Below are 25,321 nucleotides of genomic sequence, written 5' to 3'. Positions count from 1 at the left end.
CACGCGAATCAATCCGTCTGCGGGGTGTCTTCGAAAATGGCCGCGAATGCCGCCTGCAAGGCGACATCAAGCGTATCCATCGTTACGGGCAGCCCAAGATCGACCAGCGACGTCACGCCATGGGTGGTGATGCCGCAGGGAACAATCCCGCCAAAGTGGCTCAGATCGGGTTCGACATTGATGCTGATGCCGTGAAAGCTGACCCATTTGCGCAAGCGTATTCCGATGGCCGCGATTTTATCTTCGGGGGTCTGACCGTTGATATTCAACGGCTTGTCTGGGCGCTGGACCCAGACGCCGACACGGCCTTCGCGAATTTCGCCCTTGATGTTGAAACTGTCGAGGGTGGCGATCACCCATGCCTCAAGCTGCTGGACAAAGCGGCGCACATCGCGTCCGCGTTTGCCCACGTCGAGCATGACATAAACCACCCGTTGGCCCGGCCCGTGATAGGTGTACTGCCCGCCCCGGCGGGTTTCATAGACGGGAAACCGGTCAGGGTCGGTCAGATCGGTGATTTTGGCCGAAGTCCCCGCAGTATAAAGTGGCGGGTGTTCGACCAGCCAGATGCATTCCTCGGCGGTGCCGTCGGCGATGCGGGTTGCACGGTCTTCCATCCACGCCTCGGCGGTGCGAAAATCGGTCAAGCCGTCAGAGATAATCCATTCCACCATAGCCGTCTGCTTAGCGCCCCGCGTCAGGCTTGCAAAGCCATGCGATCGCTAGCCCGCCGCTTTTTCAGCCATGATCTGTTGAATGACTTGAGTGTAATTATCCGAACCCTGCGCGCCGGTGACCAGATATTTGCCCTCGAACACCATTGCGGGCACGCCGCTGATTCCCTGACCCGTCCAAACGCCTTCCAACTCGCGTACCGCATCGGCGTGGCTGCCGCTTTCCAGCACTTCGGCGGCTTTCGCGCGGTCCAGACCCACCGTTTCAGCCACATCGACCAGCACCGTGTGATCCGACACATCGCGCCCTTGGGTGAAATGCGCCTGAAACAGCGCCAGCTTGAGCGGGTGTTGTAGGTTGTGTTCCTGCGCCCAATGCAAAAGCTGGTGCGCGGCAAAGCTGTTGACGATGCGGCTGTCGGGGGTGAATTGAAAATCGATTCCCAAGCCTTGCCCGATCTGCACCAGATGCGCCCGATTTTGCGCCGATTGTTCAGGGCTTGCACCATATTTCTCGGCGATATGTTCCGCGGTATTCTGACCCTCGGGGGGCATCTGCGGGTTCAGCTCGAACGGGTGCCAGCGGATGAAGGCCCCCACGCCGGTCTGCGCCAGCGCTTGTTCCAACTGGCGATACCCCACGATGCACCACGGGCACATGACATCTGAAACGATGTCGATTTGCAGGGCAGGGGCGGTTTGTGCGGGCGCGTCATTGGTCACGTTGGATCACCTATTTTCATTGCTTGCACCTAAAGTCAGGTTTCGCGGGGCTAATTCAAGGGGGCAGTGGAATTACGCTGGGAAGGGCCGGTTAAATCATCTTGTTCGAAATGATGAGGATTGCCTCTTCACAAGGGGAAGAAGTTTGTCTAAACGAGCCTCACCATCCATGGCGTGCGGTCGTGGCGGAATGGTAGACGCGCAGCGTTGAGGTCGCTGTGGGGTAACACCCGTGAGAGTTCGAGTCTCTCCGACCGCACCAATTTATTTTACATTAGTTAATATTTTCAACGGCTTGCCGGCTGTATTTGGATTGGTATCCGCCAATTTATCCCTCAATACGTTTGAAAGGCCCACCAGCGGGGGGGGCCAGAGCGATTTAGGGTTCACATCGGCGTTGTTGCAGAAGTCCCTCGTAGGACGTGACTGCCCCTTTCCCGCTGGGGTTATGCCACGCGTTCGATCTCGGCGGTACCTTGCGCCATTGGCGCCGCCCCTGAACACCATGCTTGCGGGCCTGCCATCCGCAGCAGGCTGGCAACCTTCCCGGCGCTCTGGCGCAAAGGCAGCTTGAACAGCACTTTGATTGAGAGGCAGAACTGGATCGCAGCATCAGAGAAGACCGGCGGTCGCCCGTCACGCGGTGCGAGCCACGTCATCTCCTTGTCGACCCAGATCAGCAGCGATCCCGGCTTCCTGAGCGATGCATTGTAGCTGGACCAATTGGTGATGCGGTAGCGGGCGGGTGATGGCTTGCTCGTGCAGATCCTGTAACTGCATGGATTCACAATGTGAAACCGCCCTCTTCGGAGATATGCAACAACGCCTGCCCCATGCGAAACCTCGCAGCAAGGCCGCTCAGGATATGACTGATATGCGAAATTGACTGTACGGCAGGTTGTCGCTACGAATTATATGCAGATACATATAAAGTGGTGCCGGAGCGATAGACAACGGGCCACCTTCAACCGGGAGGATCGACATGAACACCTTGAGAATGCTTACTGCCGCTATCGTCACTGCCACCTCGCTAACCTCGCCCGCCTTCGCGCAAGAAGTCACGTTGCGCGGCGTGTCCGCCTTTAATCTCGGCACCACATTCAGCCGCGAATTTGAATCCTTCGTCGGATGGGTCAACGAGAACGGCAAAGGTGTTGTCCAGATCCAGATCATCGGCGGGCCCGAAGCAGTGCCCCCCTTCGAGTTGGGCAATGCCGTGCAATCCGGCGTGGTGGACATCGCCAACAATACGTCGGCCTTCTATCCCAATCTTGTCCCGACAGGTGACGCGATCCACCTGGCTGAAAATACAGTGCAAGAACAGCGCGCGAACGGCTGCTATGATGTCATCGACCGCATCCACCAAGAGCAGATGAACGCCAAATATCTAGCGCGTGCGGGTGACGGGATGGGCTTTCATCTTTACCTGACCAAGCCGGTCGAAGGGCCGGACCTGAGTGGTCTGACCATTCGCACCACGCCGGTCTATCAGGCAATGTTTGCGGCGCTTGGCGCAAATCTGGTGCGCACCGCACCGGGCGAGGTCTATAGCGCGCTGGAGCGCGGCGCGATTGACGGCTACGGCTGGCCTTCCCAGGGCGTGCTTGATCTTGGCTGGGACGAACAGACGAAATACCGCGTCGATCCCAGCTTTTACAATGTCGACGTAAACCTGTTGGTCAATCTTGATGTCTGGAACGGGCTGACCGATGAACAGCGCGCCAAGCTTGAAGAAGGGGCCGCCTGGATGGAATCGTTGAACGCCAACAACACCGACCTCAATGCAGCCGAATACGCCAAACAGGCCGAGGCGGGGATCGAAACGATCACCTTTGACGCGGCCGGTGCGGAAAAATGGCTGAACACGGCACGGGACGCCGGTTGGGCCGCTGTCGACGCCATCGATGCGCCGTTGGCCAAAGAACTTCGCGCCTGCCTGGTCAAGTAATCAAAGATGATCGGACACATCTTTGACCGGGCCCTCTGGATGCTTGCCGTGTGTTCGGCAGGCATCCTGGGTTTGATTGCCGTGACCATCGCGATCAACGTGGCATTGCGCAACCTTGGCTTGCCGGTCATCTACGGCGCGCTGGACGCGATACAATACGCACTGATGATTGCCACTTTCATGGGGGCACCTTGGGTCCTGGCGCAGGGTGGTCACGTCAAAGTCGACCTGCTCACCAGCGCTTTGCCCCCCCGGGCAGAGCAGACAGTAGGCCGTGTCACCAATCTGATCGGGGCGGTCACGGCGGGGATTCTGGGTTGGTACGGGCTTCAAGCCGCAATTGCCTCAGCCGCGCGCGGGTCGATGATCCGCACGTCATTTGTGATCCCGGAATGGTGGATGCTGGCATTCGTGCCTGCGTCCATGGCGCTTTGTGTTGCCGTCTTCCTACGCAAGGTACTGCAGCCTGGCATGCCCGACGCCCCGCTGAGCGGGCTTTAGCATCATGGATTGGGGATTAACTCTGACATTGATGCTGGGGGGCTTGGCGGTACTCTTGCTTATCGGCCTGCCCGTCGCCTTTGCATTCATTGCCGTCACCACGGTCGGCGCGTATTTCGTTCTGGGCGGTGAACGTGGCATCCTGCAATTGGCGCGAAATTCGGCGCAGTCGGTGGCGAACTTCCAGCTTGCCCCGATCCCGCTATTTATCCTGATGGGCGAGATCTTATTTCAGACCGGTGTCGCACACCGGGCCATTGACGCGATTGAACGGGTCGTGACGCGCATCCCGGGGCGTATGTCCGTGGTCACCATCTTTGGCGGTACGATCTTTGCCGCCTTGTCCGGGTCCACCATCGCAAATACGGCAATGCTGGGCAGTACGCTGTTGCCGGGTATGCTCAAGCGAGGCTACCACCCGTCGATGGCCATGGGCCCGATCATGGCATCCGGCGCGATTGCAATGCTGATTCCGCCCTCGGCACTGGCGGTTCTGGTTGGCTCGCTCGCGGGAATATCCATTGCCGGGTTACTGGTCGCAGGGGTCATCCCCGCGCTGCTGCTGGCGCTTTTATTCGTGGCCTATGTGGTCGGGCGCAGCATTCTTGATCCTTCCGTCGCCCCCCCCGACACGCAGGAAAAAATGAGCCTGAGGGAAAGGTGGACGCCCTTCGTCCTCTATGTGCTTCCGCTGTCGGTGCTGTTTGCCGTGGTGATCGGATCACTGCTGCTGGGGATCGCAACGCCGACAGAAAGCGCTGCCCTGGGCAGTCTGACCGCAGTCGCCATCGGCGCAGCCTATCGCGCGCTGACTTGGGCAAAACTGGGCCGCGCGCTGATGGAAACGCTCAAGCTTTCAGTGATGATCCTGTTCATTATCGCAGCAAGCCAGACTTTCGCGCAGGTTCTGTCCTTTTCCGGAGCCACAAACGGCCTCATCAACGCCATCAACAGCTTTGACCCGACCCCGCTGATGGTGTTGCTTGGCATGATAGCGATCCTACTATTTCTGGGCTGCTTCATTGATCAGGTGTCGATGCTGATGGTCACCGTTCCGGTCTTTGTGCCGCTGGCCAATGCGATGGGGATCGACCCGTTGGTTTTGGGCGTGGTCTATCTTCTGACGATGGAGATTGGGCTGCTAACGCCCCCCTTTGGATTGCTTTTGTTCGTGATGCGCGGCGTGGCACCACCCGAAATCCGCATGCGCGACATCTATGCGGCGGTGACGCCTTTCGTTCTGATCAAGCTTTTTGTGCTTGGCCTGATCGTCTGGCTGCCCGAACTGGGCACATGGTTGCCGGGGTTGATGGGCAGATAGGCTTGATTGAGAAACAATAAACTCGGCTTCTGAGCTAAATTACCTTTGATCGCCCACTCATCCAGGCCCGGCCCGACACTTGGAAGAGGCACATTGTGGTCACCCTTTGGATGGCGACAGATAACCGTACCAATTATCCATGATCCGCGATTGGTGTTACGAGGTCCCTAGGTGTCTGATTCCACGGTTTGATGCCGCTCCTTTGATCGCATTTGCTGCAACAAAGGAGACTGACCATGGGACTGAAACGGACGGGCGAATTCCGGCAAGATGCGGTGCGCATCGCGCTGACCAGCGGGCTAACGCGTATGCAGGTTGCTGATGATCCACTGCGCGGCAGGGTATTGCGCAGCTATGTCCCGAGAGTGGCAGCCCACGGATGACCGAAGAGCTGAAGGAGATCGGATTGGATATCGGTCACCGCCGTGTTGGCCGTTTGATGCGCCAGAACGGAATATCAGTGGTGAGGACGCGCAAACACAAGGTGACGACAGACAGCGATAATAGGTTCAACATTGCGCCGAACCTGCTGGAGCGGAACTTTACAGCAGATCAGCCAAACCAGACATGGGCCGGTGACATCACTTATATTTGGACGCACGAAGGGTGGCTGTATCTCGCTGTAATACTGGACCTGCATTCTCGGCGCGTGATCGGTTGGGCGGTGAGCAACAGGATGAAGCGAGACCTGGCGATCCGGGCGTTAAACATGGCGATAGCATTCCGCTCACCGCCCAAAGGGCTGCATCCATCACACGGATCTCGTGTCGCAATATTGTTCGCACGACTATCAGAAAATCCTGCGACAGCACGGCTTCAAAGTGTCCCCTCTCGCGCATGTGAACATGCACTGCCGGGCAGTGCATGAGTGGAAAGGGAAATTGCTATGACTGTGAGTATGGTATTGCGGCTTGATGGCCTGACCCATGTTACGATTGACTGCGTGTCATTGCGTTGACGTGTCGACCATCAAGCGCCCCGGCAACGGGCGAGATGTGACCTTATAGGAGCCTGACGGGAACGCCCCATCACAGTCCTGTCCCCTCGGATCGGTGCCTGGGCATTCTTAACAATGAGGGCCTCACGCTTGATAACCCGTTTTCCGGCTGTGTCAGACGTCAGCGCTGATGGGGCTTTTGTTCGTTGTCGGCGTGATGCAGGCTGCATGGATCATCGCGATCACGATCTTTGTTCTGATCGAAAAGGCCGTTCCCGCGGGCGATGTGGTTTCCAAGGTCGCTGGTGCGGGCATGATCGGGGCGGGGGTGTGGACCATGGTCTGAAACGGGGGGCGAGCCGGATATTGAAAAACTCCCGTTGCCAACTGCGCGTCGCGGTTGTTGAGCCGGTTCGCGCGTTGTTCTACCATCATCCTGTAAACGCGCCACAATATCCGAACGCCTCGAAAGGAACACGCAGCATGATTGCCTATGTCACCGTTGGTGCTGATGATATCGCCCGCGCGAAGCGGTTTTATTCAGCGTTCTTGCCAGCCCTCGGGTACGGGCTGAAAGAGGGGCCTGAGGGGCTGAGCTATGCGCTGCCGGTTCAACCGGGGCAGTCTGCCCCTTTGCCGGATTTCTACGTTAAACCGACCTTTGACGGTAATGCTGCCTCGGCCGGGAACGGGACCATGATCGCATTCGAGGCGCGCAATCAAGCTCAGGTTCGGGACCTGCACGCCGCTGCCCTTGCCGCTGGCGGCTTTGACGAGGGCCAGCCCGGTTTTCGCGTGTCATATGGACCGCATTTCTATGTTGGCTACCTTCGCGACCCCCAAGGCAACAAGATCGCGCTCTTTTCCAGCGATCCGTCTGAACCCGGTCGGGACGGGTAGCGGTGGCGACACAGGCTGCGACACCGCATTCCTTGCAGGTCAGATCACAAAGCTGCTTTGGCCTGTTTGCCTCTCCATAGGATAAAAAGGCCTGAAAACACGATCAAACCGGACCCGACCAGCATTTCCAGGCTCAGCCGTTCGCCAAACAGGATAACCCCGAATGCCAAGCCGAACAGCAATCGCGTGTATCTGAAGGGGGTGACGGCGGATACTTCACCGGTGCGCATCGCCTTCATCAGGCAGGAATAAGCCGCAACGCCTGCGAGGACTGCCCCAAGCAAGAACAGCCAAACCTCGGCATCGGGGCGCACGAAGGGTGCCGATTGCCAAACCGAAATGGCGACGCCGGCGATGATGACAGACAGGAAACCATATAGGCCAAGGATCGAGGTGTGCAGGGTGGCAGGTGCGGCACGGCTGGCCAGATCGCGGCCCGCAAAGCCGATCATTCCGATAATGGCCAGAACGGACAGGGCCGAAAAACTATCCGTTCCGGGCTGAAGGATGACGACAACCCCCAACAGCCCGATAAAAACGGCCAGCCATCTGCGCCAGCCGACCCGTTCGCCAAAGACCAAAGCGGCCCCTGCGACCACTGCCAGCGGGGTCGCCTGAAGGATAACGGTCGCCGCAGACAACGGGGTCAGCGCAATTGCCAGCACATAGAACAGACGGCCGATGATCTCAAAGAACATGCGAATACACATGGGGCGCGACACGACATCCTGGACGAACAGCGGCTGCTTGTTGGCGCGCGCCACAAGCGCAAAGACCAATGCGCCCCCCAAGCCGAACAGGATCAGAATTTGACCGACGGGCAGGGTTTCGGACACGGCTTTTACAAAGGCGTCCTCAATGGCGAAACCCGCCATCGACGCGATCATCCAGATGCTGCCGATCAGGTTGGCCCGGCTGTCCGTTGCAATGTCAATTCTCAAAGGGTGCCTCAATGCTGGTGAACTGCGCTGAAGCCAAGCATTTCCGCAGTCCCTTACCTTACACGTCAGTATTTGGCAGGCCGGGAACTTTCAACCTGATTGGTCAGATGCGCATGCGGGGGACATCATCAGGGTCAAGCCGAAGGTCGATCAGGAAGGGGCCCTTGCGGGTCTCAAGCGCTGCAAGCGCGTGTTCAAGCGCATCATTCGAGCGCACCTCGACCCCGTCTGCGCCAAGCGATTTGGCGATCTGGGCGAAAGACGGCCAGGTAAATTGGGTCAGGCTTGGGTCCATCTTGCGGTCGACGAACTGGATGTGTTCGGCCCCATAGGCGGAATCGTTCGCGATGATCACGATCAGATCCAGCCCAAGGCGCACGGCTGTGTTGAATTCATTGATTCCGCCCATCATGAACCCGCCATCGCCACTGAACAGCACGACCGGACGATCCGGCGCGGCAACCGCTGCCCCGATAGCTTCTTGCAGCCCCAATCCGATGGCCCCGAAATTCACCGTACTGACAAAGCTGCGCGGGTCGGGCACCGAAATGCGGCACCAGACCTCTGTCATGAAACGCCCCCCGTCCGTGACCAAGACGCGGTTTTCGGGCAGGGCCTGTTCCAACCGATCAAGCGCGTAGACATAATTCACGAAACCTTCCGGTGCCTTGCCCGATCCTGCCACATGGGCGGTAAGCGACGCGGTATCGAGTTCGCGGGTAAAGCCGCTGGCGGGGATCTCGGCCTCGTCCAGCCAATGCAGGATGGTGTCAGCGGTCAGCCCCGCATCGGCGATCAGGGCTGCGTCGGGGTGCAGCCCGCCCCCAATCGCGGTCGGGTCGCTGTCGATTTGCACGATCCGTTTGTCTTTCATCAACTTGCCACGGTCCGTTGTGAAATCATGCAGCGCGGTGCCAAAGCAGATAATGCAATCGGATTTCGCGATCAGGTCATAGGCGGCGGGGGTCGACAGAGTACCGAAGATATCAATGTTATAGGGGTGATCGTTGAAAAGACCCTTGGCCCGAAGCGTCGTTGCAAGCGGTGCTTCCAGCCGGTCGGCCAGTCGCACCAACTGATCGCGTGCATGGATGGCCCCGCCCCCCGCAAGGATCAAAGGACGCCGCGCCGAGGCGATCATCCCAATCGCATTATCCAGAATATCACCTTCGGCCACCCCGCCGGGGGTGGTGAACACATCCAGCACCTGAAGGGTGTAATCCGCTTCTTGCCACATGAAATCAGCGGGCATGTTCAACACGATAGGGCGGCGTTCGACACGGGCGCGGTAGAACGCCCGCGCGACGTCCTCGCAGACGGTTGCGGGCGTGCGAAGCTGCACAAACCCTGCGCCTGTGACCTTGACCAGTTCGCGCTGGTCGATGCTTTGCAGGTGGCGCGGATTGTCTGCGGGGGTGTCCCCGGCCAGAACGACCATCGGGCTATGTCCCCGCGCGGCTTCGGTCAGCGCGGTCAGACAATTGGAGAGCGCGGGCCCGTGGGTGACGGTTGCAACCCCGACATGGCCCGAAACATGGGCATAGGCCGCCGCCATCAGGATCGTGCTGCCCTCATGGGCTGCGGGGATGAAATCACCGCCACAATCGCGCACAAAACTGTCGACCATGAACAGGTTTGCATCCCCCATCAGGCCGAACATCTTTTGGGTTCCGTGGTCTTTGGTGGCACGTGCAATGGATTGATAAACATGGTTCTGGGGGGACATTGGCGTGACCTTTTCCTCAAATTTGACAGCTTCGACGGGCTTTGAGGGATGATACTGTCTGTGTTGCGTGAAATTGCTTCTAAATTGGTCTGTTTTGGGTCAGGCTGGGTGAGTTATGCCTGATATCCACAAAAAGTAGGTAAATCTTTGCTCGATTCATTTGAAAAGCTCATCCTGAAGGTTCTGCAACGCGACGGGCGCGCCAACACGCAAGCGCTCTCGGATGCGGTGGGGCTGTCGCCCTCTCCGTGCTGGCGAAGGGTCAAACGGCTGGAGGAAGAGGGCTACATCACCCGCTATGCGGCAATTCTGGATGGCAAAAAGCTGGGTCTACATGCTTTTGCCCATATTCAGGTGTCGCTGGTGGATCATGACGTTGCCTCGATTGATACATTCCAGGCCTTTGTGGACAAGAACGACCAGGTGCTGGAATGTTCGTCGATCACGGGTGACTTTGACTATATTCTCAAAGTTGCTGCCAAAGACCCCGAAAGCCTTGAGCAATTCATCATGCACAGCCTTCTGCGGCTCAAGGTCGTGCAGACGACGACAACTACCTTTATCCTGCGGCAAATGAAGGTGTCCGGCGCGCTGCCAGTCGATCTTTGAGCGGTTGTCAAAGCCAGCCTTGCTGCAAGCGCGTTTGCTTTGGCACGCGTTTGACCCGCTGTGACGTTACGGCGTTGCGCGGGAAACCCTTTCGCTTCTTTGGGAACTCGGTCTAGCCTTGGGCGGCAGCGGCTTTGCCGTTGCCCTGAATAATACCGATGGCGACGCAGGTATCACACCATAGCGCGACCAAGGGGGAGGGCAGATCATGACCGAACAAAAACACTATCGCACCTGCAATATTTGCGAGGCCATGTGCGGCCTGATCATCACCCACACCAAGGATCGGGTGATCAGCGTCAAACCCGACCCTGACGATCCCCTGTCGCGGGGGCATATCTGCCCCAAGGCCGTCGCGTTGCAGGATTTTCGCACCGATCCCGACCGTGTGACCGCGCCACTGCTCAAGGTGGATGGCGCATTCAAAGAGGTGTCTTGGGAGGAAGCGCTGGACGTGGCCACAACCCGCCTGCGCGCCGTGCAAGAGGCATATGGCAAAGACGCGGTCGGGGTTTATCTGGGCAATCCCAACGCGCATAAATTCGGCAATCTGTTGAACCTTCCGGGGCTGGTTCGGGCGTTGGGCACCAAGAACCGCTATTCCTCGGCGACGGCAGATCAGATCCCCCATCACGTTGCATCAATTCACATGCTGGGCCACCCGATGCTGATGCCGATCCCCGATGTGGATCGCACGGATTTCATGTTGATCTTGGGGGGCAATCCGCTGGTGTCGAACGGGTCGATGATGACCGCGCCCGGATTTGGCAAACGCATGGACGAAATCGCAGCACGGGGGGGGCAGGTGGTGGTGATCGACCCGCGCCGCACCGAAACAGCCGAAAAGGCTGCGGCGCATCACTTTATCCGCCCCGAGACCGATGCCGTTTTGCTGCTTGCGCTGATCCACGAGGTTTTCGCCACGGGCAAGCAGCGTCTGGGGCATCTTGAGCCTGTGGTGAGCGGTCTGGACGCGCTGCAAGCAGCCGCCGCGCCCTTTACGCCGGAAATGGCAGCCGAAGTGACAGGCATTGACGCGGGCACGATCCGTGCGCTTGCGGCCAGTTTCACCGGGGCCAAGCGCGCCGTGTGTTATGCGCGCATGGGGGCCTCAACCCAAAGCTTTGGCGGGCTGTCCCTGTGGGCGGCATATGCGCTTAATGTCATCACCGGAAACTTTGACGCCGAGGGCGGTGCGATGTTCACCACGCCCGCATTCGATTACGCGGGCATGACATCGCGCAAAGGCAAGGTGCGCAGCTATCCCGAGGCGCGTTCGCGTGTGTCCGGCCAGCCTTTGTACAACGGCGAATTTCCTGTCTCGGTGATGGCCGAGGAAATGGAAACCGCAGGCGACGGCCAGATCAAGGCGCTGGTCACCGTTGCGGGCAATCCGGTTCTGACCGCGCCAAACGGGCGGCGGATCGAGCGGGCCATCGAAAAGCTGGAGTTTGTGATCTGCGTGGATATCCACATCAACGACACCTCGCGCCATGCCGATTTGATCCTGCCCGGAACCGTTGCGCTGGAGGAGGCCGTCTATGACATGGTGTTCCACAGCTTTGCCGTGCGCAATACCGCCGCCTATGCCCGCCCGCTGTTTGATCCGCCCAAAAACGTGATGCCTGAATGGGAGCTGATCGCCCGACTGACCGCGCGGTTGAACGGTGCCAATGACATCGGCCCTTCCCCCGAAGACGTGCTGCAATCCGCTTTGACCAAAGGATACCACCCGCAGGTCACGGTCGAGGCGATGCTGGAGGCAGGCACCGCGCTGGACCTTGGCCCGTTGCAGCCCTGTCTGACCGACCGGCTCGAAACGCCCGATCAGCGGCTTCACCTTGCGCCGTCGGTCTATCTGGAAGATCTGCCGCGTCTGCTGGCGTTTGTGGATCAGCGGGACGCCGAATTTCCTTTTGCCATGATCGGCCGTCGGCAGGTCCGCAGTCACAACAGCTGGACCCAGAACAGCCCGCGTCTGGTCAAGGGGCGCAACCGCTGTACCGTCGAGGTCAATATCACAGATGCAGATCGTCTGGGGATCAGCGATGGGATGGACGTGCGGGTGTCGTCCCGCGTTGGGACGGTGACGTTGCCGGTCGAGATTACGGATACGATGGCACCGGGTGTCGTTTCGATCCCGCAAGGGTGGGGCCAAAGCGGTGACACGATCAGCGTGGCGGCAAGTGCGGGGACCGTTTCAATCAACGATCTGACCGATGACCGCCGCATTGACCCGCTGACGGGGAATGCCGCCTTTAACGGGGTGCCGGTGCGTATCGATCTTGCGTCCTGAGCGCGATCCGGCGCTCAGATCAGAAGGGTTACACCGCTGCCGTGTCAGGGGATCGGTCATCAAGCTGCGCTGTGGCAAGCAAGCTGATGGCGATCATCACCGCCGCCGTACCCAGGCACAGCGCAAGCCCGCCCAGTTGATAGGTCAGGCCCGACAGCACGGTCCCCACCAACCGCCCCGCCGCGTTGGACATATAGTAGAACCCCACATCCATCGTGACCCGTTTCGCATCGGTAAAGCTGAGGATCAAAAAGGAATGGAGCGCTGAATTCACGGCAAAAATCCCTCCGAAAACCAGCAGGCCCAGAACGAGTGTCACCGTGAGCGGGGTGGACGGCGCGGGGGCGACCCAGACCAAAGCGGCCAGCGCTGTCGGCACGATCACTAGCGCCGCGACCCATGCCCGCGCCTGCGCCAAAATCTGTGCGTCACTGCGGGATGCCGCCCGCAAAATGCGCGGTGCCCAGCCCTGCACGACGCCGTAAAGGATGGTCCACACCGCCATGAACGACCCGATCATAAAGAACGCGGCACGGTTACCGGCCTCTGATCCGTCAGACAGCACCGCATAGAAATAGATCGGGATGCCCACCACAAACCACACATCCCGCGCCCCGAACAAAAACAGCCGCGCAGCGCTGAGCCAGTTGATGTTGCGGTTCTTTGAAAACACCTCAAGGAATTTTGCATCCTTGCGCCCGACCGGCAGGCCCGTTGGCATCCCGACGACAACACCGGCAAGGATGACAAACAGGATCGCGGCCATCGTCAGCACCGACGGGACAAACCCCAGTATGGCCAACAGCGCCGCCCCCAGCAAAAATCCGCAGCCCTTGACGGCATTCTTTGAACCGGTCAGCAGCGCTACCCAGCGAAACAACCCGCCACCATCCGTAGGGGCAAGGATTTTCACCGCACTTTTGGAGCTCATCTTGGCCAGATCCTTGGCAACGCCCGACATGCCCTGCACCAGCATGACAAAGACGACAGACGCGGTGATGCCCCACGCCGGATCAAGCTGCGCCAGCGCCAGTAACGCGACCACCTGCAGGGCAAGCCCGGCATAAAGCGTCGCCGTCAGACCAAACCGCGCGGCGATCCACCCCGCCGACAGGTTGGTCACAACACCTGCGATTTCGTACAGCACAAACAGATAGGCCAGTTGCACCGGCGAAAAGCCCAGCGTGTGGAAATGCAGCAGCACCAGCATCCGCAGGGCACCGTCGGTCAGCATGAAGGCCCAATAGGCCGCCGTCACCGTCATATAGGCTGCAAAGCCCGCAGGGCGTGTCACAGCTTGCCCCCAACCATCAAGGCCACATCGACCAGCCGGTAGGCATAGCCGTATTCATTATCATACCACGCATAGATTTTCACCTGCGTGCCATTCACCACCATCGTCGATGGCGCGTCGATGATACTGCTGCGGGTATCGTTCGTGTAATCCGATGACACCAAAGGCCGGGTCTCATAGCCCAGGATACCCTGAAGCGGGCCATTGGCGGCGGTCTCGAACAGGGCGTTTACTTCCTCCACCGTCGTTTCGCGGGCCATTTCAAACACGCAATCGGTGATGGAGGCGTTCAGCAACGGCACGCGCACCGCATGGCCGTTCAGCTTTCCGGCCAGTTCGGGATAGATCAATGTGATCGCCGTCGCCGATCCGGTCGTGGTGGGGATCAGGTTGGTCAAAGCCGACCGCGCGCGGCGCAAGTCCTTGGCGGGGCGGTCCACAATCGTCTGGGTATTGGTCACGTCATGGATCGTGGTGATGGACCCGTGTTTGATGCCGATCCCGTCCAGCAATACCTTGACCACCGGTGCCAGGCAATTCGTCGTACAGCTTGCCGCTGTGATGATCTGGTGGGTGTCCGCGTCATAGATCTCGTCATTCACACCATAAACGATGTTCGCCGTGGGGCCGTCCTTGACCGGGGCCGATACGATGACCTTTTTCACGCCAGCTGCAAAATACGGGGCCAGCTTGGCTTCGGTCTTGAACGCGCCGGTGCAGTCGATCACGACATCAACGCCCTCCAAGGGCAGGTCTTCCAGATTGCGGGTGCCGGTGACCGGAATGCGCATGCCATCGATGCTGATCGCATCTGCATCGGCCTCGAATTTGGCGGGCCAGCGTCCGTGAACGGAATCAAATTCCAGCAGATGCGCGTGCATCGCCGGATCGCCCACCGCATCATTGATAAAGGCGATCTTGGCCCCGCGTTCCAGCAGGGGGCGCAGGGCAATTTTACCGATCCGGCCAAGGCCGTTAAGTGCATAGGTTGTCATGATCTATTCCTGTGTGGATATGTCTTTGCCGATGGCGTCGACGTGTTTTTGCAAGGCCGCACGGTCCAACGCTTCGAACGACAGCGACGTAAAAGCGCTGATCCGGTTGTGCAGCGCGCCATAGGTCTGGTGAAAGGCAAGACGCTTTTCCGCTTCGGTTCCTTCGGCTTTCACAGGGTCTGCCATGCCCCAATGGCCCGAAACGGGGTGTCCGCGCCATGTTGGACAGTCTTCGTTCGCGGCGCGATCACAAACGGTAAAGACGAAATCCATCTTGGGCGCGTCTGGCCCCTGAAACTCGGCAAGATTCTTGGACCGAAGGGGGGACACGTCATGCCCCTTGCTCCGCAGCATTTCAACGGCAAAGGGGTTCAGTTCGGACCGGTGCGCTGTGCCTGCGGAATAGGCCGTGAACCGGTCACCCGCCATGTCGCGCAAAATGGTTTCAGCCAGGATCGAACGGGCCGAGTTGCCGGTACACAGGAACAAGACGGTGAATTTCGGCCCAGATGCGGGGGCGATCCCCTCAAGAAGACCGGCAAACTGCGGCGGACACAGATCGGCGCGCCCCCGGCAGCAGTCCAGAAACAGATCCGACACGACCTCGCGGGTGGCATCCAGATTGACGGCATAAAGCAACCGCGTCCCGTCACGGCGTTGCGAAATCAGCCCCGCTTGGGTCAAGGCAGACAGATACACCGATGCCGTGCTGGCTTTGAGGTCCAGCGCTTGGGCAATTTCACCCGCAGGCAGCGCATCCGGACAGCGCCGCATCAGCAAGCGGAACACTCCCATCCTTTGCGGATGACTCAGGGTGGAGAGGCGGTCGATGAGCATTGATTCCATATTTCATGAATATTTGAAGTATGGAAGGCCTGTCAACGGGGTTTGATTTGATTTGCCGCAGAAACATGCCGCACGGGCAATAAAAAAGCGGCGCGCCCGTTCACCAGACGCGCCGCTTTTCATTGCAGGTCAAAGTCAGACCGCGAGGGCTTGGCTCAGATCCGCTTTCAGGTCCTCGATATCCTCGATCCCCACCGACAGGCGCAACAGACCCTCGGGAATGCCGGTATGCGGCTCGATCGTGTGGCGATGTTCGACCAGACTTTCGACCCCGCCCAAGGATGTCGCACGGTGAAACAGCGCCAGTTTGCCGGCAGCGGCCAAGGCGGCAGGTGCACCGCCTTTCACGACAAAGGATAGCAACGGCCCAAAGCCGCCGCTCATCTGGCGGGTGGCGACATCAAAGCCGGGATGATGCGGCAATCCGGGATACATCACGGTTTCCACCTGCTCATGCTGGTCCAGAAACTCAGCCAGGGCTTGGGCGTTGCGCGACATTTCCCGCATCCGCAAGGGTAGGGTCCGCATACCGCGCACCAGCAACCATGCCTCAAAGGGGCCAATGACCGCGCCCGCATCATGGCGGTCCGCCTTGATATCCGTCCAGATCGGCGCGTCCGCGTCGTTGGTTGCCAACACACCCGCCAAGACATCCGAATGGCCGTTGATCCCCTTGGTGGCCGAATGCATCACGATGTCAGCCCCCAAGGCCAGCGGCCTTTGCAACACAGGGGTGGCGGCGGTGCTGTCGACCATCAACAACCCCCCAACGGCGTGAACGGCTCTGGCGGCAGCCTCGATATCCGTGACCCGCAGCCACGGGTTCGACGGGGTCTCGATCAGCACAAGCGACGGTTCAAGCGCAACACAGGCGGTCTCGAACGCGGTGGCATCCGATGCTTCCACCTCGTGCAAGGCGATATCGCGACGGGTGCAGAAATCGCGCAGCCATTTGGTCGTCCCCCAATAGATTTGCGACTGCACCAAAACGCAGCCACCATTCGGAACGGTGCGAAACGCCGCTGCAATCGCGGCCATGCCCGAAGGGAACAACAACGCCTCGGCGGCCCCCTCAAGCTGGGCCAGCACGGTTTCCGCGACCCGCACGATATCGCTTTGATCGCGGAGGTAAATATTGTCAGGCCGCAAGGGCTGATACTGCGCATCGCGCAAATAGGTGGTGGCCATTTGCAAAGGCGGCACAACACCACCGCTTTGCGGGTCGACCGCACCGGCGGCCTGTGCTGCGATGGTGGCGGGGCTCAATCGTGAAGTATCAGACATGGTTTGCGCCACTCCTCAAAGATGACCTGTTTTCAATCTCCTACACCTAAACCCGCGCCTTGCAAAACTGCCAGCCCGTAAATCACTGAACGCCACGTTCCCTTTCATTTTGCCCCTTAAACTCCTGCCGGAGGCATCCTTAATTCCGGCCAAACGCCACGCCGGATGCCCGCAAACCCCCGTTGAGCCTTGTTCTTTACCCCCCCGCGGTCTATGCCGCGCTCGAACCCCTACGCCCCTAGATAAAGGTATCACGCATGATTCCCCGCTATTCCCGCCCCGAGATGGTTGCAATCTGGTCCCCCGAAACCAAGTTCCGCATCTGGTTCGAGATCGAGGCGCATGCCTGTGACGCGATGGCCAGGCTGGGCGTGATCCCGCAGGCCAATGCCGACGCGGTCTGGAAAGCCAAAGACGTTGAATTTGACGTGGCCCGCATCGACGAAATCGAAGCCGTGACCAAACATGACGTTATCGCGTTCCTGACCCATCTGGCCGAACATGTGGGCAGCGACGAGGCGCGTTTCGTGCATCAGGGCATGACATCTTCGGATGTGCTCGACACATGTTTCAACGTCCAGCTGACCCGCGCTGCCGATATCCTGATCGACGATATGGGGCATCTTCTGGCCGCCCTCAAGCGCCGCGCGATTGAACATAAAGACACATTGCGGGTGGGCCGCAGCCACGGCATTCACGCCGAACCGACCACGATGGGCCTGACCTTCGCGCGTTTCTATGCCGAAATGGACCGCAACCTGACCCGCCTGAAAACCGCCCGCGAAGAAATCGCCACCGGTGCGATCTCGGGCGCTGTCGGCACATTCGCCAACATCGACCCCCGCGTAGAAGAGCACGTCTGCGAGCAGTTGGGTCTTGTCCCCGAACCGATCAGCACACAGGTCATCCCGCGCGACCGTCACGCGGCGTTCTTTGCGGCCCTTGGTGTTGTTGCCAGCTCCATCGAAAACGTCGCCACCGAAGTGCGCCACATGCAGCGCACCGAAGTTCTCGAGGGTGCCGAGTTCTTCTCGGCAGGTCAAAAGGGCTCCTCGGCGATGCCCCATAAAAAGAACCCGGTGCTGACCGAAAACCTGACCGGTCTTGCCCGTACGATTCGAATGGCCGTGATCCCTGCGATGGAAAACGTCACCCTGTGGCACGAGCGTGACATCTCGCATTCCTCGGTCGAGCGTGCGATCGGGCCGGACACCACGATCACCCTTGATTTCGCGTTGCACCGGTTGACCGGCGTGATCGACAAGATGCTGATCTATCCTGACAACATGCTGGCCAACATGAATAAATTCAGCGGCTTGGTGATGTCTCAGCGGGTTTTGCTGGCGTTGACACAGGCAGGCGTCAGCCGCGAAGACAGCTATAAGCTGGTGCAGCGCAATGCGATGAAAGTCTGGGAAGAGGGCAAGGATTTCAAAACGGAATTGCTGGCCGACCCAGAGGTTCTGGCCGCGCTAAGTGCCGAGGAAATCGAAGAAAAATTCGACCTTGCCTATCACACCAAACATGTCGACACGATCTTTGCCCGCGTCTTTAAAGACTGATTTCAGGGCGAATTAACCGATCAGATAGGCTGATTTGCAATATTCCTTTGAGAACGCACAAAGCCGTTGTACGCTTTGATGCGTCTCAAAGGAGTAGTCTGATGAAACTTGCATTTACCTTGTCGACTTTGGCCCTTGTGGTGCTTCCAACCTTTGGCTTTGCAGCATGTTCGTCGCCAGAACATGCGATGTCTTGCGCCGAAGGGACCGTGTATGATGCCGAAACGGCGACATGTGTGACGGCGGCAACGTCCTGATCCCCAAGTAAACGTGAATATTATTTCACTAGTTTCACTTTGCCCTAGGTAAAGTAAAAGTAAGATCGAATTACTTTGAATAGGCTTAGGGAATTCCGTTATGCGCGTCCTTCTGGCGTCTGCTCTTGCCGCCGCTCTACCATTCGCCGCTTTTGCCGCTGGCGAAGAATCAACGCCGCCGAAACCAACGGTGACCTGTGAAAAGGGCATGGTTTTTGATAAAAAGACCAAAAAATGCACCTCTGCGCAGGACAGCCGTCTGACACCGGACGATCTGTATCAAACGGTGCGCCAACTGGCCTATGCCGGCGATTACGCGGGCGCGCAGATCGTGCTTGCTGCAATGCCGCAGGATGATGACCGCAGATTGACCTATATGGGTTTCACAAACCGTAAAATGGGCAATGCGGATATCGGCATGGAGTATTACTCCCGCGCGCTCGAAGTGAACCCGGCCAATATTCTTGCGCGGTCCTATATGGGGCAGGGCATGGTGGAGCAGGGCAATATTGCCGATGCTTTGGCGCAATTGCGCGCGATCCGGTCTTATGGCGGGACGGGTACATGGGCAGAGGCGTCTTTGCGCACTGCCATCGCAACTGGACAGACTTTTAACTACTGAGGTTAAATCTGTTCGTTTTTTGTTCATTTCTGGCTGCGACAACGCTGAAAGGCATAGTGGCAGTCAGAGATGAAATTTAATGAATGAACTTGCAACGTTAGGGCAAATTCAACCCGGTCAGATGATGGGATCTGCGCTGCCGGGCGCGGCCAGATTGTCACGGCGGGCGAAAGCCGCGATTGTGGTGCGTTTGCTGCTGAACGAGGGGGCGGATATCCCGCTGGAGGATCTGCCGGAGGCGCTTCAGGCCAGCCTGACCCAGCAAATGGGGGCGATGCGCACGGTTGACCGCGAAACGCTCGCCTCTGTCGTCGAAGAATTTGCTCAGGAACTGGACAGCATCGGGCTGTCCTTTCCCGGCGGGATGGTCGGGGCCATTTCCGCGCTGGACGGAAAAATCAGCAAACAAACCGCCGAACGCCTGCGCAAGGAAGCGGGCGTGCGCGAAATGGGTGACCCGTGGGACCGTCTGCGGGGGTTGGACGCGGCCAGCCTTTTGCCGATGGTGAAAAACGAAAGCATCGAAGTCGCGGCTGTGGTGCTGTCAAAACTCAAGGTCGCATTGGCAGCCGAACTGTTGGGGCTGCTTCCCGGGCCGGTGGCGCGCCAGATCACCTATGCGATATCGCTGACCAGCACTGTCACGCCCCAAGCGGTTGAACGCATTGGTATTTCCCTTGCCAGCCAGCTGGACACCGTGCCGCCCAAAGCATTTGATACAGGGCCGGTGGAACGGTTGGGCGCGATCCTGAATTCTTCAACCTCGCTGACGCGCGATGACATGTTAACCGGTCTGGACGAGGCGGACCGTGGCTTTGCCACCGCTGTGCGCAAAGCGATCTTTACCTTTGCAAACATCCCCGTACGGGTGTCGCCGCGCGACATTCCGGCCATATTGCGCCGCGCCGAACAGTCACAGCTGGTGATTGCCCTTGCCGGTGCCGAAGCCGCCGGGATGAAAGATGTATTCGACTTTATTCTTGAAAACATGTCGGGCCGGATGGCGGATCAGTTGCGCGAAGACGTCACTGATGCGGGGACGGTCAAACCCTCGGATGCCGAAGACGCGATGGCCGCCTTTGTCACCGTGATCCGCGATATGGAGGCGGATGGCGATTTGCAATTGATTGTCGAGGAGGAGGAGGAACCCTGATCCTGCTTGTTGCCTGCGTTTGCGCGCTGTAAACAGCGCGATAGTGCAGCCATCTGGCAGAGGTATATGACAGATCCGAAGCGTCCCCCCCAAGATCCGTTTGCGCGGCGCGCAGGTCACTACTTGACGAATGCGTTGATCGTCGGGCTGATCCGCGTCGCGCTGTTGATCCCGTTTCGGGCGCGGTTGGCCTTTGTGGGGTGGGTCGTGCAGCATGTGATCGGCCCCGCAGCAGGGTATCGCCGTCGCGCTGCCGAAAACCTGTCGTTGATCTGGCCTGATTTGACGCGCAAGCGCAGGGACGAAATCGTTGCCGGGTGCCTGAACAACGTGGGCCGGAGCTTTATCGAAAACTATTCTGCTGACGATTTTCCCGCGCGCATGGCGCAAAACACCCCTCGGGGCCCCGGTGTCAAAGCCTTGCAAGCCGCCGCGGCCAAGGGGCAGGCGGTCATTCTGGTCACCGGGCATTTCGGCAATTACGAGGCGACCCGCGCCTGCCTCGTTGCGCGGGGCTTTGACATTGGCGGATTGTACCGCGACATGAAAAACCCCTATTTCAACGCGCATTATGTGAAAACCATGGAAGCGTTCGGCGGGCCGGTTTTTCCGCAAGGGCGGCGCGGCACGGCAGGGTTCGTGCGGCACCTCAAGAATGGCGGGCAGCTTGTGTTGTTGTTTGACCAGCATGTCTTTGGCGCACCCAAGCTCGATTTTCTGGGGCAGCCCGCAAACACGGCCCTTTCAGCGGCTGAGCTTGCCTTGCGCTATGACGCGCTTTTGATCCCGTTTTACGGGATCCGGCAGTCTGATGGTGTGTCTTTCGATGCCGTGCTCGAGGCACCGATCGCGCATTCTGACGCGATAACCATGACGCAGGCCCTGAACGACAGTCTGGCCGCACGGGTCAAGGCGCATCCCGAACAATGGTTCTGGGTGCACCGGCGCTGGCGGCCAAACGAAGACTGAATTACTTGACGCGCGCCGCTGCCACAATGGGGCCGGCATTGCTGTGCTGGATGATCACCACCGCGGGCGAGGCCCCTTTTAACGGCGCGGTCAGGATCAGCGGTTGGTCTGCTGTCCAGGTCCCCAACACCGACCAGTTCTTGGCGATGTTGTGATATTCAAATGCGTGACCTGCGTTTTCGCCCCGTTTGATATGGGTCATTTCCATCGGCGTATATTGCAGCAGGTGCACCGTGAACGGACCTTTTGCCCCGTTTACTGTCTCCGCATTGATCGCAAGGCTATCGCCCTTGCGTGACAGGGTAAGATTGACGCGCAGGGGGTCGTTTTTGTGGGCGGCAATGGCCTGGGCAACGGCCATGGGTTTCGCGCCTACGATATCGGTGCTGCCATTGATGATCATCTCGGGGGTGTAGACCGATTTGCGCCCGCCGGCTGCGGCATAGGCGCGTTGGCGCGCGGCGTGGTCGGGGTTGCCGAACTGGTCCTTCCACCCGATGTAATCCCAATAATCCACGTGCAGCGCCAAAGCGATCACATCGTCGCGCTTGGACAGCTCTGCCAGAATCTCATCCGCAGGCGGGCAGGACGAACACCCTTGCGAGGTGAACAGTTCAACCACCACAGGCCGGTCCTGAGCGATCAAGGGCGCAGCCAAGGCGACGCCCGCGGCGAGAAGGGTGGAAAACAGGATGTTCATCAATCGGACAACTTTCACAAGGCAGGTTTTTTGTAGACCGGGCTTCGCTCAATTACCACTCAAGCTTTGTTGAGCCATTGTTACGTCCTGAAAGCCGGAATTTACATCAATTTCTGTACACAATGGTATACAAAAGCGATTTCCGTGATGGATTACAGTTGAAACGGCGCGCGCAATACGGCATCTAGGCGCCAAGCCGCCAATCTGTTTTCAACCCATCGAAGGGAGCTCCCATGACCATCATCGTTGGCCAGGACACCGCCAAGACACGCAAGACGCTGACGTCTGGCGATCAATCTATTGCCTATTATTCGATTCCCGCCGCTCAGGAAGCCGGGCTTGGTGATTTCTCGAAATTGCCCGCCGCGTTGAAAGTGGTGTTGGAAAACATGCTGCGTTTCGAGGACGGCAAGACCGTCACCGTTGACGACATCAAGGCATTTGCCGAATGGGGTGCCAAGGGCGGCCAGAACCCGCGCGAGATCGCCTATCGTCCGGCCCGCGTTCTGATGCAGGATTTCACCGGCGTTCCGGCGGTTGTTGATTTGGCCGCGATGCGCGACGGTCTGGTTGCTTTGGGTGGCGACGCTGACAAGATCAACCCGTTGAACCCTGTTGATCTGGTCATCGACCACTCGGTCATGATTGACGAATTCGGCAACCCGCGCGCGTTCCAGATGAACGTGGACCGCGAATACGAGCGCAACATCGAACGCTATACATTCCTCAAGTGGGGCCAAAAGGCGTTTAACAACTTCCGCGTTGTGCCCCCCGGTACCGGCATCTGCCACCAGGTGAACCTTGAATATCTGGCGCAAACCGTTTGGACCGACAAAGACCAGAACGGTGTTGAGGTTGCGTACCCTGACACGCTGGTCGGTACAGACAGCCACACCACCATGGTCAACGGCATGGCCGTTCTGGGCTGGGGCGTTGGCGGGATCGAGGCCGAAGCCGCGATGCTGGGCCAGCCGATTTCGATGCTGATCCCCGAAGTTGTGGGTTTCGAGCTGACAGGCCGCATGATGGAAGGCACCACTGGTACCGACCTTGTGTTGAAAGTCGTCGAAATGCTGCGTGAAAAAGGCGTGGTTTCCAAATTCGTCGAATTCTACGGCGAAGGTCTGGATCACTTGCCACTGGCAGACCGTGCGACCATCGCCAACATGGCACCTGAATATGGCGCGACCTGTGGTTTCTTCCCGATTGACGGCGAAACCCTGCGCTACCTGCGCACAACCGGCCGCGAAGAAGACCGCATTGCGCTGGTCGAAGCCTATGCCAAGGAAAACGGCATGTGGCGCGGCGATGATTATGCGCCGATCTACACCGACACGCTGTCGCTGGACATGGGCACCATCGTGCCTGCGATTTCCGGCCCCAAGCGTCCGCAGGACTATATCGCGCTGACCTCTGCGCACACTGCATTTTCCGATTACGTCAAAGGTGTCCGCGCGGGCAAAGACGCGTCACCCGCCGCCGAAGTGCGTTGGGAAGGCGAGGGCGGCCAGCCGGAGCCACAGGTGATCCCCGGCGACGAGGGCAACCACAAGCGCGGCTATGTGATGACCGACGATGGCCATTACCAGCTGCATGACGGGTCCATCGTGATCGCGTCGATCACATCGTGTACCAACACATCGAACCCTTACGTGATGATCGGTGCCGGTCTGGTTGCACGCAAAGCGCGCGCGCTTGGCCTGACCCGCAAGCCTTGGGTCAAGACATCGCTGGCCCCCGGTTCTCAGGTGGTTTCCGCCTATCTTGAGGCCGCAAACCTGCAAGAAGACCTGGACGCGATCGGCTTTAACCTTGTTGGTTATGGCTGCACGACCTGTATCGGTAACTCCGGCCCGCTGGAGCCTGCGATCAGCAAGGCAATCAACGACTACGACCTGATCGGTACCTCGGTCTTGTCGGGTAACCGCAACTTTGAAGGCCGCATTTCCCCTGACGTGCGCGCCAACTATCTGGCGTCCCCGCCACTGGTTGTGGCCTATGCGCTGGTCGGTGACATGAACGTCGATCTTGCACACGCACCTTTGGGTCAGGATCAAAACGGCAATGACGTCTATTTGAAAGACATCTGGCCAACCACGCAGGAAGTTGCCGAACTGGTCGAAAAGACCGTGACGCGCGCAGCCTTCCAAGAGAAGTACGCCGACGTGTTCAAGGGCGACGAAAAGTGGCAGGCGGTCGAGACGACGGATGCCAAGACCTACAACTGGCCACCCGCGTCGACATACGTTCAGAACCCGCCCTATTTCCAGGGCATGTCGCCAGAGCCGGGCGTGATCACCAACATCGAAGGTGCCAAAGTACTGGCTGTCTTGGGTGACATGATCACAACCGACCACATCAGCCCTGCCGGATCGTTCAAGGAAACCACACCTGCCGGTCAATATCTGATGGAGCATCAGGTGCCTGTGCGCGAATTCAACTCCTATGGCTCGCGTCGTGGTAACCACGAAGTCATGATGCGCGGCACATTCGCCAACATCCGTATCAAGAACGAGATGCTGGACGGGGTCGAGGGCGGCTATACAAACGGCCCGGATGGCAAGCAAACGTCGATCTTTGACGCAGCCATGGCCTATCAGGATGCCGGCACACCGCTGGTGATCTTTGGTGGTGAACAATACGGTGCCGGGTCTTCGCGTGACTGGGCGGCCAAGGGCACAGCATTGCTGGGCGTCAAGGCCGTGATCGCCGAAAGCTTCGAGCGTATTCACCGCTCCAACCTGGTTGGTATGGGCGTTATCCCGTTCGAATTCACCAATGGTGACACGCGCAAAAGCTTGGGTCTGACCGGTCAGGAAACCGTTTCGATCTCGGGTCTGGATACGATCAAGCCGCTGCAAGAAGTGCCTTGCACGATCACAATGGCTGACGGTTCGGTCAAAGAGATCATGATCAAGTGCCGCATCGATACCGCGATCGAGATCGAATATATCGAACACGGTGGCGTGCTGCATTACGTTCTGCGCGATCTGGCAAAATCGGCCTGATCCTATTGACATAAAGATTGAAACGCCCGCCAAGCATCGTCTTGGCGGGCGTTTT

At 58.8% G+C, this 25,321-nt stretch carries 23 protein-coding genes, 1 tRNA gene and 2 pseudogenes; 16 read left to right on the top strand and 10 right to left on the bottom strand.

From position 1 onward, the window contains the following. Positions 1-8: 8 nt before the first annotated feature. Both lipB and HGT1_RS08760 read right to left on the bottom strand, forming a co-directional pair. A complete protein-coding gene (lipB, locus tag HGT1_RS08765) occupies positions 9-701 on the bottom strand; it encodes a lipoyl(octanoyl) transferase LipB (protein WP_255200161.1) in 693 nt (230 codons plus the stop codon). Between the two features lie 21 nt (positions 702-722). Then, positions 723-1,397, bottom strand: a complete 675-nt coding sequence (locus HGT1_RS08760) for a DsbA family protein (protein ID WP_176249536.1) — start codon at positions 1,395-1,397, stop codon at positions 723-725. Between the two features lie 176 nt (positions 1,398-1,573). Between HGT1_RS08760 and HGT1_RS08755 the strand changes: the two genes are divergently transcribed. Further along, a tRNA-Leu gene (locus tag HGT1_RS08755) sits at positions 1,574-1,659 on the top strand. A gap of 210 nt (positions 1,660-1,869) precedes the next feature. Here HGT1_RS08755 and HGT1_RS08750 read toward each other — a convergent pair. Then, positions 1,870-2,164: pseudogene (locus HGT1_RS08750) on the bottom strand (transposase); the annotation flags it as partial. 215 nt (positions 2,165-2,379) lie between these two features. Here HGT1_RS08750 and dctP point away from each other — a divergent pair. From dctP to HGT1_RS08720, 7 genes and pseudogenes are all read left to right on the top strand, one after another. Further along, positions 2,380-3,345 carry a TRAP transporter substrate-binding protein DctP gene (gene dctP, locus HGT1_RS08745; protein ID WP_255200148.1) on the top strand — a complete coding sequence of 322 codons (966 nt, stop codon included), beginning with the start codon at positions 2,380-2,382 and terminating at the stop codon, positions 3,343-3,345. A 6-nt stretch (positions 3,346-3,351) separates the two neighbouring features. Then, positions 3,352-3,846, top strand: coding sequence for a TRAP transporter small permease (locus HGT1_RS08740; protein ID WP_176249535.1), 495 nt, complete (start codon positions 3,352-3,354; stop codon positions 3,844-3,846). 4 nt (positions 3,847-3,850) lie between these two features. Beyond that, positions 3,851-5,167, top strand: a complete 1,317-nt coding sequence (locus tag HGT1_RS08735; protein ID WP_176249534.1) for a TRAP transporter large permease — start codon at positions 3,851-3,853, stop codon at positions 5,165-5,167. A gap of 236 nt (positions 5,168-5,403) precedes the next feature. Further along, a complete protein-coding gene (locus tag HGT1_RS18465) occupies positions 5,404-5,550 on the top strand; it encodes a hypothetical protein (protein ID WP_375708108.1) in 147 nt (48 codons plus the stop codon). Beyond that, positions 5,535-6,058, top strand: a pseudogene (locus HGT1_RS08730) (IS3 family transposase); the annotation flags it as partial. The gene HGT1_RS18465 and the pseudogene HGT1_RS08730, both read left to right, overlap by 16 nt. A gap of 236 nt (positions 6,059-6,294) precedes the next feature. Beyond that, the gene (locus HGT1_RS08725; RefSeq protein ID WP_176249533.1) at positions 6,295-6,450 is read left to right on the top strand and encodes a DUF2182 domain-containing protein; all 156 of its coding nucleotides are present in this window, start codon (positions 6,295-6,297) and stop codon (positions 6,448-6,450) included. 137 nt (positions 6,451-6,587) lie between these two features. Further along, positions 6,588-7,004: a VOC family protein gene (locus HGT1_RS08720; protein ID WP_176249532.1), complete on the top strand. Its 417-nt coding sequence runs from the start codon at positions 6,588-6,590 to the stop codon at positions 7,002-7,004. Positions 7,005-7,048: 44 nt separating this feature from the next. Here HGT1_RS08720 and HGT1_RS08715 read toward each other — a convergent pair whose 3' ends face one another. After that, positions 7,049-7,945 carry a DMT family transporter gene (locus tag HGT1_RS08715; RefSeq protein ID WP_255200147.1) on the bottom strand — a complete coding sequence of 299 codons (897 nt, stop codon included), beginning with the start codon at positions 7,943-7,945 and terminating at the stop codon, positions 7,049-7,051. 103 nt (positions 7,946-8,048) lie between these two features. Beyond that, entirely contained in the window at positions 8,049-9,671 is a 1,623-nt protein-coding gene (locus HGT1_RS08710) for a thiamine pyrophosphate-binding protein (RefSeq protein WP_176249531.1), read from the bottom strand. A 147-nt stretch (positions 9,672-9,818) separates the two neighbouring features. Here HGT1_RS08710 and HGT1_RS08705 point away from each other — a divergent pair, with 147 nt between their 5' ends. Both HGT1_RS08705 and HGT1_RS08700 read left to right on the top strand, forming a co-directional pair. Next, a complete protein-coding gene (locus tag HGT1_RS08705; protein WP_176249530.1) occupies positions 9,819-10,280 on the top strand; it encodes an Lrp/AsnC family transcriptional regulator in 462 nt (153 codons plus the stop codon). Between the two features lie 208 nt (positions 10,281-10,488). Next, positions 10,489-12,576, top strand: coding sequence for a molybdopterin oxidoreductase family protein (locus HGT1_RS08700; RefSeq protein ID WP_176249529.1), 2,088 nt, complete (start codon positions 10,489-10,491; stop codon positions 12,574-12,576). 28 nt (positions 12,577-12,604) lie between these two features. On the opposite strand, the gene arsJ is transcribed toward HGT1_RS08700, so the two are convergent. The 4 genes from arsJ to HGT1_RS08680 all read right to left on the bottom strand — a co-directional run bounded on the left by arsJ (position 12,605) and on the right by HGT1_RS08680 (position 16,995). After that, positions 12,605-13,840: an organoarsenical effux MFS transporter ArsJ gene (gene arsJ, locus HGT1_RS08695; RefSeq protein ID WP_176249742.1), complete on the bottom strand. Its 1,236-nt coding sequence runs from the start codon at positions 13,838-13,840 to the stop codon at positions 12,605-12,607. Positions 13,841-13,866: 26 nt separating this feature from the next. Continuing rightward, on the bottom strand, positions 13,867-14,865 hold the full coding sequence (locus HGT1_RS08690; protein WP_176249528.1) for an ArsJ-associated glyceraldehyde-3-phosphate dehydrogenase: 999 nt from the start codon (positions 14,863-14,865) through the stop codon (positions 13,867-13,869). A 3-nt stretch (positions 14,866-14,868) separates the two neighbouring features. Continuing rightward, positions 14,869-15,711 carry a helix-turn-helix domain-containing protein gene (locus HGT1_RS08685; RefSeq protein WP_176249527.1) on the bottom strand — a complete coding sequence of 281 codons (843 nt, stop codon included), beginning with the start codon at positions 15,709-15,711 and terminating at the stop codon, positions 14,869-14,871. Positions 15,712-15,846: 135 nt separating this feature from the next. Continuing rightward, entirely contained in the window at positions 15,847-16,995 is a 1,149-nt protein-coding gene (locus HGT1_RS08680) for a PLP-dependent aspartate aminotransferase family protein (protein ID WP_176249526.1), read from the bottom strand. 257 nt (positions 16,996-17,252) lie between these two features. On the opposite strand from HGT1_RS08680, the gene purB reads away from it, so the two are divergent. From purB to HGT1_RS08655, 5 genes are all read left to right on the top strand, one after another. Further along, on the top strand, positions 17,253-18,557 hold the full coding sequence (gene purB, locus HGT1_RS08675; protein WP_176249525.1) for an adenylosuccinate lyase: 1,305 nt from the start codon (positions 17,253-17,255) through the stop codon (positions 18,555-18,557). A 101-nt stretch (positions 18,558-18,658) separates the two neighbouring features. Next, complete coding sequence (locus HGT1_RS08670) at positions 18,659-18,814, top strand: hypothetical protein (protein ID WP_176249073.1); 156 nt, start codon at positions 18,659-18,661, stop codon at positions 18,812-18,814. Positions 18,815-18,914: 100 nt separating this feature from the next. Further along, the gene (locus tag HGT1_RS08665; RefSeq protein ID WP_176249524.1) at positions 18,915-19,436 is read left to right on the top strand and encodes a M48 family metallopeptidase; all 522 of its coding nucleotides are present in this window, start codon (positions 18,915-18,917) and stop codon (positions 19,434-19,436) included. Positions 19,437-19,515: 79 nt separating this feature from the next. Further along, complete coding sequence (locus HGT1_RS08660) at positions 19,516-20,589, top strand: FliG C-terminal domain-containing protein (protein WP_176249523.1); 1,074 nt, start codon at positions 19,516-19,518, stop codon at positions 20,587-20,589. A gap of 66 nt (positions 20,590-20,655) precedes the next feature. After that, positions 20,656-21,558 carry a lysophospholipid acyltransferase family protein gene (locus HGT1_RS08655; RefSeq protein ID WP_176249522.1) on the top strand — a complete coding sequence of 301 codons (903 nt, stop codon included), beginning with the start codon at positions 20,656-20,658 and terminating at the stop codon, positions 21,556-21,558. 1 nt (position 21,559) lies between these two features. Here the strand turns inward: HGT1_RS08655 and HGT1_RS08650 are convergent, their stop codons facing one another. Next, on the bottom strand, positions 21,560-22,258 hold the full coding sequence (locus tag HGT1_RS08650) for a thioredoxin family protein (protein WP_176249521.1): 699 nt from the start codon (positions 22,256-22,258) through the stop codon (positions 21,560-21,562). Between the two features lie 233 nt (positions 22,259-22,491). Between HGT1_RS08650 and acnA the strand changes: the two genes are divergently transcribed. Then, positions 22,492-25,266: an aconitate hydratase AcnA gene (gene acnA, locus HGT1_RS08645; RefSeq protein ID WP_176249520.1), complete on the top strand. Its 2,775-nt coding sequence runs from the start codon at positions 22,492-22,494 to the stop codon at positions 25,264-25,266. Positions 25,267-25,321 lie beyond the last annotated feature (55 nt).

This window comes from Sulfitobacter sp. HGT1 (assembly GCF_013282155.1).
Classification (GTDB): Bacteria; Pseudomonadota; Alphaproteobacteria; order Rhodobacterales; family Rhodobacteraceae; genus Sulfitobacter.
The sequence above is the reverse complement of the archived record's forward strand: the minus strand, read 5'-3'. Positions and strand labels throughout refer to the sequence as shown.

Bases quoted from the DNA above. Each gene is read 5' to 3' on its own strand.
- dctP (WP_255200148.1), top strand. From the start codon at position 2,380: ATGAACACCTTGAGAATGCTTACTGCCGCTATCGTCACTGCCACCTCG.
- HGT1_RS08740 (WP_176249535.1), top strand. From the start codon at position 3,352: ATGATCGGACACATCTTTGACCGGGCCCTCTGGATGCTTGCCGTGTGT.
- HGT1_RS08735 (WP_176249534.1), top strand. From the start codon at position 3,851: ATGGATTGGGGATTAACTCTGACATTGATGCTGGGGGGCTTGGCGGTA.
- HGT1_RS18465 (WP_375708108.1), top strand. From the start codon at position 5,404: ATGGGACTGAAACGGACGGGCGAATTCCGGCAAGATGCGGTGCGCATC.
- HGT1_RS08725 (WP_176249533.1), top strand. From the start codon at position 6,295: ATGGGGCTTTTGTTCGTTGTCGGCGTGATGCAGGCTGCATGGATCATC.
- HGT1_RS08720 (WP_176249532.1), top strand. From the start codon at position 6,588: ATGATTGCCTATGTCACCGTTGGTGCTGATGATATCGCCCGCGCGAAG.
- HGT1_RS08710 (WP_176249531.1), bottom strand. From the start codon at position 9,671: ATGTCCCCCCAGAACCATGTTTATCAATCCATTGCACGTGCCACCAAA.
- HGT1_RS08700 (WP_176249529.1), top strand. From the start codon at position 10,489: ATGACCGAACAAAAACACTATCGCACCTGCAATATTTGCGAGGCCATG.
- arsJ (WP_176249742.1), bottom strand. From the start codon at position 13,840: ATGACGGTGACGGCGGCCTATTGGGCCTTCATGCTGACCGACGGTGCC.
- HGT1_RS08690 (WP_176249528.1), bottom strand. From the start codon at position 14,865: ATGACAACCTATGCACTTAACGGCCTTGGCCGGATCGGTAAAATTGCC.
- HGT1_RS08685 (WP_176249527.1), bottom strand. From the start codon at position 15,711: ATGGAATCAATGCTCATCGACCGCCTCTCCACCCTGAGTCATCCGCAA.
- HGT1_RS08680 (WP_176249526.1), bottom strand. From the start codon at position 16,995: ATGTCTGATACTTCACGATTGAGCCCCGCCACCATCGCAGCACAGGCC.
- purB (WP_176249525.1), top strand. From the start codon at position 17,253: ATGATTCCCCGCTATTCCCGCCCCGAGATGGTTGCAATCTGGTCCCCC.
- HGT1_RS08670 (WP_176249073.1), top strand. From the start codon at position 18,659: ATGAAACTTGCATTTACCTTGTCGACTTTGGCCCTTGTGGTGCTTCCA.
- HGT1_RS08665 (WP_176249524.1), top strand. From the start codon at position 18,915: ATGCGCGTCCTTCTGGCGTCTGCTCTTGCCGCCGCTCTACCATTCGCC.
- HGT1_RS08660 (WP_176249523.1), top strand. From the start codon at position 19,516: ATGAATGAACTTGCAACGTTAGGGCAAATTCAACCCGGTCAGATGATG.
- HGT1_RS08655 (WP_176249522.1), top strand. From the start codon at position 20,656: ATGACAGATCCGAAGCGTCCCCCCCAAGATCCGTTTGCGCGGCGCGCA.
- HGT1_RS08650 (WP_176249521.1), bottom strand. From the start codon at position 22,258: ATGAACATCCTGTTTTCCACCCTTCTCGCCGCGGGCGTCGCCTTGGCT.
- acnA (WP_176249520.1), top strand. From the start codon at position 22,492: ATGACCATCATCGTTGGCCAGGACACCGCCAAGACACGCAAGACGCTG.